Source organism: Pelagibacterium sp., assembly GCF_035555455.1.
Taxonomy (GTDB): domain Bacteria; phylum Pseudomonadota; class Alphaproteobacteria; order Rhizobiales; family Devosiaceae; genus Pelagibacterium.
This window is the reverse complement of record NZ_DATMGM010000037.1, coordinates 42936-56525: the sequence shown is the minus strand read 5'-3', so window position 1 is coordinate 56525 and position 13590 is coordinate 42936. Positions and strand designations below refer to the sequence as shown.

Below are 13590 nucleotides of genomic sequence, written 5' to 3'. Positions count from 1 at the left end.
GGAAGCGTGAAACTATCGGGTGGCGAATGCGCCGCTCAACCTGCGTATCTGGACCCGCATCAACTGGGACAGCGCCTTGCGATAACGCGCAGAGGGCCGCTTGGCGGCCAGAGCCGCCGACCAGTCGATCATCGACGCGTTCATATCGAAATCGCCGCGTTGTCCTTCGGGAATATCCCCGTTTTCGATTCGGGCGATCAACTCGGGCAACATCCGGTAAAATTCGGCGGTTCTGTATGGCGGATGCAGGGAAAACATTCCCGCCCCCTGTCCCAGATAATCGATTCGGGAGAGACCCTGACTGGCAAGGGTGGCGCTCAGCATTTCCTCTGCGGGCATCGAGCGCGGAATCTCGCCAAACGCCAGCGAGCGCATACGGCGCTTGAAGTCGGGCTGCAGCAGGTCGAGCGACCCGATTCGGCTGGCAAAACGGCGCATATCCATCATGAAGATGCGCGTGGAAACGGTGGAGAAGCGATAGGCGGGAATCGGTCCTTCGATGCGAATTGGAGCGGCGACGCCGGAGAGGCCAGGAAATCCCGTATGGACCGCCGGATCAAGGCTGCCATCGGCACGGGGAGGGCCGGGGAACGGGCCGACGAACAGCGCATCGGGTTCAGCGTCAAACAGCGCAATCGCGTCTTCGATCCATGTCTGGCTGCCGCCGCCGAACAGCATGTCGCTGTCCATATGCAGGACGTAGTCCGCATTGGCGCGCAAAAGGCCGTGAAAATAGACGTAGAACGGCCCCCCATCAAACGCGCGGTCCGGCAAGTCCGGTGTCCGGGAGAAAAAGGCCTGCCCGATAGCCTCCCGCGTCTGGGCATCATAGGAAACCGGATCGATGATCAGATTCGGGTGGTCGTGCTGGATTTCTTCCAAAGCGGAGAAAAGCGTGGTGCGCGCCTCCTCGTAACGACCGGCGCGATAGCGTCCGGCGCTGGCGAGGCGGGTATCGACGGTGATGACGACGCGCTCCACCTGTCCGCCCCACGCGCGCAACTGGTGCGGCAGGGTGTGAACGACATGCGGCGCATCGAACGGATGCATGTTGATCTGGAGTGCGGTGCGCACCCGCGTTGTGACCTTGCTGCTCACACTATGCTCCGGAATCGGTCGATGACGTCAAACATCGGTTTGCGCTGAAAGTTTTCATCCAGCGGCAGGGGCCGGTTGCCCAACCCGTCGCTTCGCCCATAGGCCCAGCGTATCCAGGTATATGTGTCGCTCAGGCCCCATGTGGTGATGGAGTGGAGGGGGCCGGAGGCGGTGATGGCGCCAAGAAAGTCCTCGACCTGCGCGGCGATGATCGCGTCACGCACGTCGGCGGGGCCGGGCAGATCCCGATCGATCACGTCGAGCTCGGTAACCATGATCTTGAGGCCAAGCTCGCGCATATCCGCAACAAATTGGGCCAGTTCATCCTTTGCGATGGGAACGCCGCCGCGCAGATGTCCCTGCAGGCCGACGGCATGGACCGGAACCCCTTTGTCCACCAGTTCGCGGATCAGGTGGGCAAACGCCTGGCGCTTGGCCGGAAAATACCCGGTGGCAAATTCGACATCATATTCATTGATGACGAGCAGCGCGTCGGGGTCGACGTCGTGGGCGATGCGAAAGGCCTGCGCGATGTGGTCGTCGCCCAAAAGGGCGCGCCAATGGCTGTCACGCCGGTCGGTTGGCCGGCGGGCGGCGTCGGGGATCGGTTCGTTCACCACATCCCAGCTGCGCGCCACATCCCCATAGCGCTGCATGGTTGTCACGATGTGTTCGGTCAGCGCGCGCTCGGCGTCCGCTGCACTGGTGAGCCGGGTCACCCACTCGGGCAGTTCGGCATACCAGACCAGCGTGTGTCCGTGCATGGCCAGAGCGTTGGTCCGGGCGAAATCGGCGATCTTGTCGCTGGCGGCAAAATCAAACAGGTCAGGGGCCGGGCGGGTGCTGATCCATTTGAGTTCGTTGACCGGCGTGACGGCCTGGCAATGGGCGACGATGGCGTCTCCCAGCCGGGGATCGGCTTCAAGGTCTGGCAGATAGACGGCGCCGCCAAAAGGAACAGGCCGGTGTGCAGGCTGGGCAGAAGCTGCTGTCCCTCCGGCAGCCGCCCAGCCGCACGTTGCAAGTCCCATTGCCAGAACGTCGCGTCGCGTCGGCCCCATGATATCGAGCACCCCTCATCTGGAGCATGTCATTGTTCGAAAGCAAACCATGAGATGCCCTGCGGCCCCGGTTTGCCGCGTTGGCAGCAGCAACGGTGACAGGCCAAAGACAGATTTGAAGACGAAATTGCCATGGCGGGCTGCAAAGCGACATCCGATTCGATATTCAGAGTTAACGCCGGTCCGCAGGCCCGCGTGCGTATCCTTTCTGTGCGGCCCTGGCCTGTGCATAGGGTCAGACCACGGCTCTGATGCCGATCGGGGGGTGCGCGATAAGGTTGGCCAATTGCGTGAGCCCATCCTCCAGATCGCCACGGTCGGGCGCGACCCCGAGGGAAATCCGCACCGCTTCGATAGGGTGGGGGACGGTGGCGAAGGCCGACGCCGGGACGATGGCGACCCCGGCCCGCTCCGCATGTTCGGCAAAGTCATTGGCGCGCCAATGGGACGGCAGGCGCAGCCACACATGATGGCCATGGGGATCGGCGGCAAAGCCGGTATCGCCAAGGATCGCAGCGGCCAGGTGCTGGCGCTCGGCATTTTCGGACCGGATCGCCTCGGTGATCTCGTTGAGGGTCCCATCGGCAATCCACCGGCTGGCCAGCGACGCCAGCAAGGGCGGCGCCATCAGCACTGTAGCCCGCAAGGTTCCGGCGAGCCGCAGCGCATCGGTTGCGCCCGGCGCGACCACATAGGCAACCCGCAAGGCCGGGGTCGCGCATTTGGAGAGGGTCGCGATGTGCCAGGTGATATCGGGCGCAAGCCCGGCAATGGCGGGAATGGGCTCGGGCCGCAGCGGGGCGTAGGGATCATCCTCGATGATGGTGATCCCGTGCTTGCGCGCGATCTCGATGAGGGCGCGGCGGCGCGCTTCCGGCAGGGTCGCCGTCGTCGGATTGTCGATGCTGGGGATGACGTAAAGGACCTTCGGCGCGGCCGTGCGGCACAGCTGTTCGAGGGCGTCGGGCACGATGCCCTGCCCATCCATGGCCAGCGGGGCAAGCGCGAGATGCTTTTGCAGTGCGACCGCCTTCAGGCCCGGATAGGTCATGGCGCCGGTGGCAATCACGTCACCGCGATCGAGCAGGGTGTCGCAGATGGCGAACAGGGCGGTTTGCGCGCCGCCGGTGACCACGACCCGCTCGGAGGTCACCCCATCGATCCTATTGGCGAGCCAGCCTGCCGCCGCGCGCCGGTCCGGCTCGGTGCCGGTGCTGTCCTGATAGTGCAGGCTCAGCAAACCCCGTGGCGTGGCCAGCACGCTGCCTATGGCCTGCGGTAACAGTTTGCGGAAATCGATCGCCGCGGGCTGCGGGGGGATGTTCATGCTCAGATCGATGAGGGACTGCGCCGGATGGGCGCCGCCCTCCAGCGTATCGCTGATGAAGGTGCCGCGTCCCGCCTGGGCCTGCACCAGACCACGCCGCCGCGCTTCGTTGAAGGCGCGGGTCACCGTGGTGAGGTCGACGCCCAGCGCCTCGGCAATGGCGCGCTGGGCCGGCAGTCTCTCACCCGGCGCGACCATGCCGGAGCGAATATCGGCCTCAAGCGCTTCGACAATGCCGAGATATTTCATCCGGGCCTGTTCGACCAGCCTCGGCTTCCACATGCGTTTCTCCCGATATGTATGGCTTCGTCGCCCTACACGATCTCTATCATGTGGGGTCCTGCAAGAACAGGGAGCCCGTCAGGATGCCGTCGAATCGTCGTCCTCGATGAGGATGCGCTCGCTCGCCCCGTCCAGATCGTCATACTGCCCGCTGCGTATGGCCCAGAAGAAGGCTGCCAGACCGGCGAGACCGAACAGCAGGGCCAGGGGGATGAGGTAGATCAGGATGCTCATGCCGGACGCGCCTGTGGCTGGGAGGGCGTTGCGGGCGCTCGGTCCGCTGTCGGGGCGGATATTTTCCGGCGGCCAAGGAGCAGGCGCAGCGCATTGGTGGTGACCAGAAGCGAGGAGCCCGACATGGCGATCGCGGCGACCAGCGGCGTCACATGGCCGAAAACGGCGATGGGCACCGCCACGATGTTATACGCGATGGCCAGGCCGATATTCTGCCGGATCAGCCGGCCAGCGCGCCGCGAGATATCGATGGCGAGGGGCACCGCGGCAAGGCTGTCGCGCAGGAAGACGAGGTCGGCGACAGAGCGGCCGATATCGGCGGCCGACGCGGGCGCCATCGACACATGGGCCGCGCCGAGGGCGGGCAGATCGTTCAGCCCATCGCCAACCATCAGCGTCCTGTGTCCGGCGTCGGCCTTTTGGGCGATGCGCTTGACCTTGTCGGTCGGCATCAGGGCAGCGGCGTAGTGCTCGATGCCGATACTGGCTGCGACCGCGCGGCAAGCCGCTTCGCTGTCGCCGGAGAGCATTTCGACCGACAGGCCCGCCTGCTGGAGACCTCGGACCGTCCTCGCCGCGTCGGGCCGAAGAGCGTCTTTGAATAGGAAACGGGCCTGCTCCTCCCCGTCCCGGGCAAGAACGGTTCCCGGCTGCGAGGCAGATGAAACCCCCTGTTCCGGCCCCAGCGCCCATGCCGCCCGGCCCAGCCGCCACACCGATCCGTCCGCTTCGCCCTCGATGCCGTAGCCGGGCACTTCGGTGATGCCGGTGAAATCGACGACAGACTTGTTTTCATCCACGCTGCCGGCGATGGCCTGGGACAGCGGGTGGCGCGATTGTCCGCCCAGATGGGCTGCAACAACAAGCGCTTCCGCGGGGATATCGCCTTGATTGACCAGAAGAGGGCGCCCCATGGTCAGGGTGCCGGTCTTGTCGAACATCACCGTGTCGATTTCGGCCAGCCTTTCCATCGCTGATCCGTCCCGCGCCATCACCCCCTGCTCGAACAGGCGGCGGGCGGCGACCACCTGAACGATGGGCACGGCAAGGCCCAGGGCGCAGGGGCAGGTGATGATGAGCACGGCAATGGCGATGGTGATGGCCTTGTACCAATCGCCATCGATCGCCATCCAGCCCAGAAAGGTGAGGAAGGCCGCCGAATGGACGAGTGGGGCATAAAGCGCCGCAGCGCGGTCCGCGATGCGCCGGTAGCGCGAGCGTCCGCCTTCCGCCGCCTCCATCATGCGCAGCATTTCGGCGAGAAAGGACTCGTCCGCGCTTGCACTGGCTTTGAGTGTCAAAGGTCCGGTGAGGTTGAGGGTGCCCGCCTGCAAATCCGACCCCGGCCCGACCGGTTGGGGCGTGCTTTCGCCATTGACGATCGAATAGTCGAGATCGGAAACCCCCGCGCTGACCTGCCCATCGACGGGAATGCGCTCGCCCGCCGCGATCAGCACATGGTCGCCCGCCTCGATCTGGTTGACCGGCCGGTATTCACGGCTGCCGTCAGCCATGAGCACGATGGCGCCGCGCGGGGCGAGACGCGCCAGATTCTGCACCGCCGAGCGGGCCTTGTCGCGCATCATGTGGTCGAGCGTGCGCCCGATCAGGAGAAAGAAGATCAGCGACACCGAGGCATCGAAATAGGCGTGCTCGCCATGGTTCATCGTCTCGTAAAGCCCCAGCGCATAGGCGAGGGTTATGCCGATGGCGATGGGCACATCCATGTTCACACGCCCATATCTGAGCGCCTGCCAGGCGGAGCGGTAGAAAAACCCGCCGCCCAAGGCCAGGGCGGGCAGGGCGAGCAGGGCCGAAACCCAGTGGAACAGGTCGCGCGTCGCGCCATCGGCCCCCGACCAGACCGAGACCGAAAGCAGCATGATGTTGCTGGCGGCAAAGCCGGAAACGGCCAGGCCGAGCAACAGGCGCGAAAACGTCCTGTCCTTCTTCTCGCTCGCCTCGTCGAACAGATGGGGGGGATAGCCGAGCCGTGTCAACGTCTCGACCAGCGGTGGCATGCGCGCGTCCGCAAAGCGGATGCTGACGCGCCGTGTCGAGAGGTTCACCCGCGCGCTGACGACGCCGTCAAGCCTGCCCAGTCCCTGCTCGACCTTGCGCATGCAGCCACCGCAATGGATGGCGGGCACCGAGAGATCGATCTGCGCGGTGCCGTCCCCCAACCGCCGGGCGGCATGTCGGAGTTCGTCACTGTTCATTGGAGGACCCCGTCTTTCAGGGTCAGCCGCCGTATATCGCGATAGGGACGCTCGATACCGGCCTCGGATTCGAACTCGGCGATCCAGGCCCCGTCACCCAGGAAATCGACCGGGGCGGAAAACCAGCCATCCGCTTGCGGGGTTAATGCCAGCTCGCTGTCTTCCGCGGCGGAAACGGGCCGGTGGAAAATAGCGGTTACCCGGCTCGCCGCCACCACGGCGCCGCCGCTGTCGACCAGGCGGTAGCGGACCATGCCGTCCGCCAGGATCAGTTCCGGCATCCAGCCCAACTCCGCCTGTGCCCGGCCCTCCGCTGCTTTCTGGTTGAACTGCTGGGAGGCAACATAGGTGTTTTCGACCACAAAGCCGGTCCAGCTAGACCGGGCGAACAGGGCCATGGTCAGGTTCACCGCGATGATGACCGAAAAGAACGCCACCATGATCACCAGCATATGCCGCCCGGTGAATTGACGCTGGTTTGCCTTGTCGATCATCTTCTTGTCTCCGGTGCGTCGAAGGTGGCGTCGTAGCGGTCGCTGTCCGACCCTGCTTCATCCGCGACCGTGAACGTGAAATGCTGCGTCTGGCCCTGGACCTCTTCGCGCGGCTGGCGCACGAAGATTTTCAGCGTGGTGAGTTGGTCGGGATCGGCTTCAACCGCAAACGAACGCGCTGGCGGCAGGTCCAGGCCAACGACATTCATCTCGGCACCCGGCAGGCCTTCGAGGGTGACGGTGAGGGTGCGCGGCTCGGGGATCATGTTGAGGAGCTTGACCGTATAGCCGTTGCGGACCGACCCGTCCGACAGCACCACATATTGCGGGTTGCGGTCGGCGAGCACGTTGACCTGAAGCCGGTCACGCGTCAGCAGGGCAAAGAGCAGCGCGAGCCCGACCAGCGACCATGCCGCGAAATAGATGAGGGTCCGGGGCCGCAGCAGCTTTTTCCAGTTGAAGGTGACGATCTTGTCCGACAGTGTCCCATCGGCGCCGCGGATGTTTTTCGGGTCGATCGCGGTCGTGCCACCCGCCGTCGCCAGCGCCATGTTGGACTGGTATTCGGCCAGCGTCGTATAGGAGATCAGACCCTGATCCCGGCCCAGCCGGTCCATGACGTCATCGCAGGCGTCGATGCACAGCGCGCAGGTGATGCATTCGAGCTGCTGGCCCTCGCGGATGTCGATGCCCATCGGGCACACCGCCACGCAGGCATTGCAATCGACGCAATCGCCGACCACCTCGCCCGCCGCAGCCGCCTTCTTGGAACCACGGCTGCGCGGCTCCCCCCGCCAGTCATTATAGGTGACGGTGAGCGAATTTTCGTCGAGCATCGCCGCCTGGATGCGCGGCCAGGGGCACATATAGGTGCAGACCTGCTCACGCAGCAGCCCGCCAAAGATGTAGGTCGTGGCCGTCAGCACCGCGATCGTCATATAGGCCACGGTGGCGGCCTGGCCGGTGACAAGGTCAATCAGTAATGCGGGCGCGTCGGCGAAATAGAACACCCAGGCGCCGCCGGTCGCAACGGCTATGGCCAGCCAGATCGCGTGCTTGGACAGCCTTTTCGTCAGCTTGCCGACCGACCAGGGCGCGCCGTCCAGCCGGATGCGGGCATTGCGGTCGCCCTCGATGGCGCGCTCGATGACGAGGAACAGATCGACCCAGATGGTTTGCGGGCAGGCATAGCCGCACCAGGCGCGCCCCACGGTCGAGGTCAGCAGGAAAAGCCCGAACCCCGCCATGATGAGCAGGCCCGCGATGAAATAGAATTCCTGCGGCCAGATTTCGATGGGGAAGAAATAGAAGCGGCGATTGGCGAGGTCGATGAGGACGCCCTGATCGGGGGCATAGGGACCGCGATCCCAGCGCAGCCACGGCGTGATATAGTAGATGCCGAGGGTGATCAGCATCACCAGCCATTTGAAGCGCCGGAACTGGCCCGACGTTCGTTTGGGGAAGATTTTCCTGCGCGCGGCGTAGAGAGGTTGCCGCATCCGCGCCGAGTTTACCGGCGTCGCATCAAACGTTTCGATGTCTGACGTATCGTGCATGTCTTTCTCCTGCCGTTTGTGTCAGGCGGGCCCGCTATTCGCCGCCGCCGAGCGAATGGACATAGACCGCAAGTTCCTTGACGGCGCTCTCGCCCAGGCGATCGTTCCAGCCTGGCATGACCCCGTGCCTGGGCGCCCGGGTCTGGGCGGCGATTTCCGCCGGGGTCGATCCGTAAATCCAGATGGCGTCGGTGAGGTCCGGGGCGCCAAGGTCGCGGTTGCCGGAGGCGTCATCGCCATGGCAGGCGGCGCAGTTCAGCGCGAAAATCTCCTTGCCGGCGGCGATATCCTCGCTGCTGGCGGTGTCGGCTGTGCCAGCGAAGGTCGCGACAAAGGCAGACACCTGGGTGATTTCCCTGGATTCGAGGATGCCGGCAAAGCCCGGCATTTCCGAATACCGCGTATCAGGATCGTCGGCGAAACGAATGCCATGCGCGATGGCGGTCCGGATGGCCTCCACCGTGCCGCCCCACAGCCAGTCGTCATCGTTGAGGTTGGGATAGCCGGGCGACCCCTGGGCGCCGGAGCCATGGCATTGGACGCAGTTGATCCGGAACGAGGCCGCGCCCGCCGATGCCGCGAAAATGCGCAACTGGTCGTCGGCGAGGATTTCCTCGACGCTCAGCGAGTCAATTGCGGCCACATAATCGGCCCTGGCGACCTCCGCCGCATCCAGCTCCGCCCGAATCTCGGCGCGGCTGGAATAGCCCAGCAATCCCGTCGTCGCCGTGGTGACCAGGGGCCAGGCCGGATAGAGCACCATATAGACCAGCGCCCAGGCGATGGTCACATACCAGGTGATCAGCCACCAGCGCGGCATCGGGTTGTCGAGCTCCCGAATGCCATCCCATTCATGGCCGGTGGTTTCGACGCCGCTATAGTCGTCGATATGCTTTTCACTCATGTCCATCGTCCCTGAGGGGAATGCGCGCGGCCTCATCGGCCTTGGAGCGGCTGCCGGGCCGGAAGGCGAAGAGCACCGCGCCAAGGAAAAACAGGGTCATGCCAAGCAGGGCCCAACTGTCGGCGAAGGTGCGCAGGGCGGTATAGGTTTCCATGGTGTTCGTCCTCAGCGATAGCCGGCGGTTTCGTCATAGGTCGAGAAATCGACCAGCGTTCCGAGCATCTGGAGATAGGCGACCAGCGCATCCATTTCGGTGAGCGCGCGCCGGTTGCCGTCGAAGTCGGCAATCTGAACCTTGGGGTATCGCTCCTGGAGGCCACTGGTATCGGCATCCGGATCGGCCTGGGCCCGCATATCCGCCTCGGCATTGGCGACCATATCTTCGGTGTAGGGGACGCCCACAGCCTGGTTGGCGATGAGATGAATGGAGGCGCCGTGCACGTCGAGCACCTTGTCCTGCAAGAAGGCGTAGCTCGGCATCACCGATTCCGGCACCACCGAGCGCGGCTCGATCATGTGCTGGACATGCCATTCATTGGAATAGCGGCCCCCGACCCGCGCCAGGTCGGGGCCGGTGCGCTTCGAGCCCCATTGGAAGGAATGGTCGTACATCGACTCCGCCGCCAGGCTATAATGGCCATAGCGCTCGACCTCGTCGCGGAAGGGGCGGATCTGCTGGCTGTGGCAGGCATAGCACCCTTCACGCACATAGATGTCGCGCCCGGCCAGTTCGAGCGGCGTGTAGGGCCGCATGCCGTCGACTTCTTCCACGGTGTTCTGCAGATAGAACAGCGGTGCGATCTCGACGATCCCGCCGATGGCGACCACGGCCAGCGAGGCCAGCAGCAGCACGGTCGCGTTTCTTTCCAGCTTGGAATGGTGCTTGAGGATAGACATGGATCGCGCTCCTATTTGGCGGGCTGCATGACGGGGGTTGCCGGTGCGACGCCGCCCATGGACACTTCCTCGCGCAGCCGGCCACGGATGGTCTGATAGACGTTCCAGGCCATCAGGAAGCCGCCGGCCAGGTAGAACAGGCCGCCGCCCACCCGCATCACATAATAGGGGTGCATGGCCGCCACGGTTTCGGCGAAGGAATAGACCAGGAAGCCCTGATCATCGTATTCGCGCCACATCAGGCCCTGCATGACGCCCGACACCCACATCGCCGAGGCGTAGAGCACGATGCCCAGCGTCGCGAGCCAGAAGTGCCAGTTGACCATGCGGATCGAATACAGCCGCTCGCGGCCCCACAGCTTGGGGACGAGGAAATAGACGGCGGCAAACGAGATCATGCCGTTCCAGCCCAGAGCGGCGGCATGAACGTGGGCGATGGTCCAGTCGGTGTAGTGCGAGAGTGAGTTGACCGCCTTGATCGACAGCATCGGCCCTTCGAAGGTCGCCATGCCGTAAAAGGCGATGGCGGTGACCATCAGGCGCACGATCGGGTCGGTGCGGATCTTGTCCCAGGCCCCCGACAGCGTCATCAGCCCGTTGATCATGCCGCCCCAGGAGGGCATCCACAGCATGATCGAGAACACCATGCCCAGCGTCTGCGCCCAATCGGGCACGGCGGTATAGTGCAGGTGGTGCGGGCCGGCCCAGATATAGAGGAAGATGATCGACCAGAAGTGCACGATCGACAGGCGATAGGAATAGACCGGGCGGTCCACCTGCTTGGGCACGAAATAATACATCATGGCCAGGAAGGGGATGGTGAGGAAGAAGGCCACTGCATTGTGGCCGTACCACCATTGGGTCACCGCATCCTGCACCCCGGCAAAGGCCGAGTAGCTTTTCGAGCCGAAGATCGACACGGGAAACGCCAGGTTGTTCATCACATGCAGCATGGCGATGGTGATGATGAAGGACATGTAGAACCAGTTGGCGACGTAGATATGCGGTTCCTTGCGCCGCAGCACGGTGCCCATGAACACCACGAGATAGGCGACCCAGACGATGGTCAGCCAGATGTCGACATACCATTCGGGCTCGGCATATTCGCGGCTCTGGGTGATGCCCAGCAGATAGCCGGTGGCCGCCATGACGATGAACAGCTGGTAGCCCCAGAAGACGAACCAGGCGAGATCGCCGCCGAACAACCGCGCCCGCGAGGTGCGCTGCACGACATAGAACGAACTGGCGATCAGGATATTGCCGCCAAAGGCAAAGACCACGCCCGAGGTGTGCAGCGGCCGCAGCCGGCCGAAATTGAGCCACGGTTCGAGGTTGAGGTCGGGAAAGGCGAGCTGCGCGGCGATCGCCACCCCGGCGAGAAAGCCGATGACGGCCCAGAACACCGTGGCGATGACGCCGTAACGGATCGGCCCGTCCAGATAGGCTGAGGGATCCTCCGGCTTTTCCGGTGCGAAGCCGGTGTTGCGCATCAGCAGGACGGTGAAGGCCACGAGCACGAAGAACGTGATCCACATATGCTGACGGAACGGCTCGTCAACCGCAAAGCCCGCAGCCACGAGGGCCATGAAACTCAGCAGCGCCGAGAAGGCGATCGCTTTTGCGTACTTCATGAAATGACGTCTCTCGCTATGTTTGCATTCGAAAATGAACCGGAGCGCATGGTTCTGCGGTGAAGCCGCCCTCGCCGATTGGCCGACAATGCAGGCAGCAACGAGGGCGCATAGGTAAACTCACTCTCTACTATCCGCTATATACGCATACAATGCGACATAATGTATGGCAATAAGCATGGCGGCAAGCATGGGTTGCCTGATGCTGGCCTCTATGCGGCCCGAGCGCGTCCGGAGTGGATGGCAGCGCTCGGCCTCGCCCAAATCGAGGTCGGCCAGGCGGTTGGTGCGGGTTTATCGCGATTTCCATATCCAGTGACCAGAAAAGGCCTTGCGGCATTGTGTCCGTCGTTGCGAGGGTGGGGTGTCTTGTTATGTAAGGCTTATAACCATACACTTTGTCCCTGCATGGTGTCCGGCCTGTATGCAGGGCGCCGCTCGCCGCAAGCCAATGAGGTAATCCGCATGGACTATGATGCCCGGTTCGAAAATCTCCTCGCCGAGATGAAGCGCGACGGCCGCTATCGCACCTTTGCCGAACTCCAGCGCCTCGCCGGCGCGTTCCCCACCGCGCTCCGGCACGGCCCCGATGGGGAGGCGCAGCGCGTCACCGTCTGGTGCAGCAACGACTATTTGGGGATGGGGCAGCACCCCGATGTCCTCGCCGCCATGCATGAAGCGATAGACGCATCGGGTGCCGGAAGCGGGGGCACGCGCAATATCTCGGGCACCAACCGCGAGCATGTCGCGCTGGAGGCCGAACTTGCCGACCTGCATAGCAAGCAGGCCGCGCTGATCTTCACCTCGGGCTGGATCTCCAATCTCGCCGCGCTGGGCACCCTGGGACGCGTGCTGCCCGATTGCGCGATCTTTTCCGATGCCCTGAACCACAATTCGATGATCGAAGGCATTCGCCGCTCCGGGGCGGAACGGTTCATCTTTCGTCACAATGACGCGGCGCATCTCGATGAACTGATGAGCAGCATCGATCCGGACCGGCCCAAGATCGTGGCCTTTGAGAGCGTTTACAGCATGGACGGCGATATCGCGCCCATCGGCGCGATCTGCGATGTTGCCGAAAAGCACAATGCGATCACCTATCTCGATGAGGTCCACGCCGTCGGTCTTTATGGCCCGCGCGGCGGCGGCATCGCCGAGCGCGACGGCCTGGCTCATCGCCTGACCGTCATCGAGGGCACGCTGGCCAAGTCATTCGGCGTCATGGGCGGTTATATCACCGGCTCCACCCAACTGATCGATGTGGTGCGCAGTCTGGCCGACAGCTTCATCTTCACCACCTCGCTGGCGCCTCACCTCGCAGCCGGGGCGCGGGCGGCGATCCAGCACGTCAAGGCCCACCCCCAATTGCGCGCCCGCCAGGCCGCTAATGTGGCGCAACTAAAGGCCATGCTGATCGCGGCGGGGCTTCCCGTGCTCGACACGCCAAGCCACATCCTGCCCGTCATCATTGGCGACGCCCATCTGTGCAGACAAATCAGCGAGCGCCTGCTCTCCGAGCACGCGATTTACGTCCAGCCCATCAATTATCCCACGGTGGCGCGCGGACAGGAACGGCTGCGCCTGACGCCGACGCCCTATCACACCGAGGCGGACATGCGCACACTGGTCGATGCGCTTGTTGCGGTCGGACGCGATCTGGGCTGGTCGGGGGCGCGACAGGCCGCATGATTGGGCCCTGACCCGAGCCTGACCCGGGGCGCAGTCGGCAAATGACGACTCACTGGCGCAAAAAGGGCAGGGATAATCTTATCTGCCGGAATTGAGCTGGCGGGTGGCGCGTGGCACGGCCAAACCTGATCGACGAGATTCTCTCGACCAGGCCAACAAGGCCGGCAATTATACGGTGCTCCGCGATCTGGGTCGCCC

12 protein-coding genes are annotated in these 13590 nt (G+C 63.9%); 1 reads left to right on the top strand and 11 read right to left on the bottom strand.

Annotated features, from left to right (window positions below):
* Window positions 1-12: 12 nt before the first annotated feature.
* From VNS12_RS06685 to ccoN, 11 genes are all read right to left on the bottom strand, one after another.
* Window positions 13-1050, bottom strand: coding sequence for a glycosyltransferase family A protein (locus VNS12_RS06685; RefSeq protein ID WP_325487135.1), 1038 nt, complete (start codon window positions 1048-1050; stop codon window positions 13-15).
* Between the two features lie 44 nt (window positions 1051-1094).
* A complete protein-coding gene (locus VNS12_RS06680; RefSeq protein ID WP_325487067.1) occupies window positions 1095-2159 on the bottom strand; it encodes an endo-1,4-beta-xylanase in 1065 nt (354 codons plus the stop codon).
* A gap of 235 nt (window positions 2160-2394) precedes the next feature.
* Complete coding sequence (locus VNS12_RS06675) at window positions 2395-3768, bottom strand: aminotransferase-like domain-containing protein (protein WP_325487066.1); 1374 nt, start codon at window positions 3766-3768, stop codon at window positions 2395-2397.
* Between the two features lie 78 nt (window positions 3769-3846).
* Entirely contained in the window at window positions 3847-4002 is a 156-nt protein-coding gene (gene ccoS, locus VNS12_RS06670) for a cbb3-type cytochrome oxidase assembly protein CcoS (RefSeq protein WP_325487065.1), read from the bottom strand.
* Window positions 3999-6221, bottom strand: coding sequence for a cation-translocating P-type ATPase (locus VNS12_RS06665; RefSeq protein WP_325487064.1), 2223 nt, complete (start codon window positions 6219-6221; stop codon window positions 3999-4001). The genes ccoS and VNS12_RS06665 overlap by 4 nt, the downstream gene beginning before the upstream one ends.
* Complete coding sequence (locus tag VNS12_RS06660; RefSeq protein ID WP_325487063.1) at window positions 6218-6715, bottom strand: FixH family protein; 498 nt, start codon at window positions 6713-6715, stop codon at window positions 6218-6220. Before VNS12_RS06660 ends, VNS12_RS06665 begins: the two co-directional genes overlap by 4 nt.
* The gene (ccoG, locus tag VNS12_RS06655) at window positions 6712-8271 is read right to left on the bottom strand and encodes a cytochrome c oxidase accessory protein CcoG (RefSeq protein WP_325487062.1); all 1560 of its coding nucleotides are present in this window, start codon (window positions 8269-8271) and stop codon (window positions 6712-6714) included. The genes VNS12_RS06660 and ccoG overlap by 4 nt, the downstream gene beginning before the upstream one ends.
* Before the next feature lie 34 nt (window positions 8272-8305).
* The gene (gene ccoP, locus VNS12_RS06650) at window positions 8306-9175 is read right to left on the bottom strand and encodes a cytochrome-c oxidase, cbb3-type subunit III (RefSeq protein WP_325487061.1); all 870 of its coding nucleotides are present in this window, start codon (window positions 9173-9175) and stop codon (window positions 8306-8308) included.
* A complete protein-coding gene (locus tag VNS12_RS06645) occupies window positions 9168-9329 on the bottom strand; it encodes a cbb3-type cytochrome c oxidase subunit 3 (protein ID WP_325487060.1) in 162 nt (53 codons plus the stop codon). The genes ccoP and VNS12_RS06645 overlap by 8 nt, the downstream gene beginning before the upstream one ends.
* Before the next feature lie 11 nt (window positions 9330-9340).
* Window positions 9341-10072, bottom strand: a complete 732-nt coding sequence (gene ccoO / locus VNS12_RS06640) for a cytochrome-c oxidase, cbb3-type subunit II (RefSeq protein WP_325487059.1) — start codon at window positions 10070-10072, stop codon at window positions 9341-9343.
* Window positions 10073-10083: 11 nt separating this feature from the next.
* Complete coding sequence (ccoN, locus tag VNS12_RS06635) at window positions 10084-11703, bottom strand: cytochrome-c oxidase, cbb3-type subunit I (RefSeq protein WP_325487058.1); 1620 nt, start codon at window positions 11701-11703, stop codon at window positions 10084-10086.
* Between the two features lie 465 nt (window positions 11704-12168).
* Here ccoN and hemA point away from each other — a divergent pair, with 465 nt between their 5' ends.
* Window positions 12169-13392 (top strand): 5-aminolevulinate synthase, encoded by a 1224-nt coding sequence (gene hemA, locus VNS12_RS06630; RefSeq protein WP_325487057.1) that lies wholly within the window; start codon window positions 12169-12171, stop codon window positions 13390-13392.
* Window positions 13393-13590: the final 198 nt, after the last annotated feature.

Coding starts and splice junctions, on each gene's coding strand:
- ccoS (WP_325487065.1), bottom strand. CDS start 4,002: ATGAGCATCCTGATCTACCTCATCCCCCTGGCCCTGCTGTTCGGTCTC.
- ccoG (WP_325487062.1), bottom strand. CDS start 8,271: ATGCACGATACGTCAGACATCGAAACGTTTGATGCGACGCCGGTAAAC.
- VNS12_RS06685 (WP_325487135.1), bottom strand. CDS start 1,050: ATGCATCCGTTCGATGCGCCGCATGTCGTTCACACCCTGCCGCACCAG.
- hemA (WP_325487057.1), top strand. CDS start 12,169: ATGGACTATGATGCCCGGTTCGAAAATCTCCTCGCCGAGATGAAGCGC.
- ccoN (WP_325487058.1), bottom strand. CDS start 11,703: ATGAAGTACGCAAAAGCGATCGCCTTCTCGGCGCTGCTGAGTTTCATG.
- VNS12_RS06645 (WP_325487060.1), bottom strand. CDS start 9,329: ATGGAAACCTATACCGCCCTGCGCACCTTCGCCGACAGTTGGGCCCTG.
- VNS12_RS06665 (WP_325487064.1), bottom strand. CDS start 6,221: ATGAACAGTGACGAACTCCGACATGCCGCCCGGCGGTTGGGGGACGGC.
- ccoP (WP_325487061.1), bottom strand. CDS start 9,175: ATGAGTGAAAAGCATATCGACGACTATAGCGGCGTCGAAACCACCGGC.
- VNS12_RS06675 (WP_325487066.1), bottom strand. CDS start 3,768: ATGTGGAAGCCGAGGCTGGTCGAACAGGCCCGGATGAAATATCTCGGC.
- VNS12_RS06680 (WP_325487067.1), bottom strand. CDS start 2,159: ATGGGGCCGACGCGACGCGACGTTCTGGCAATGGGACTTGCAACGTGC.
- ccoO (WP_325487059.1), bottom strand. CDS start 10,072: ATGTCTATCCTCAAGCACCATTCCAAGCTGGAAAGAAACGCGACCGTG.
- VNS12_RS06660 (WP_325487063.1), bottom strand. CDS start 6,715: ATGATCGACAAGGCAAACCAGCGTCAATTCACCGGGCGGCATATGCTG.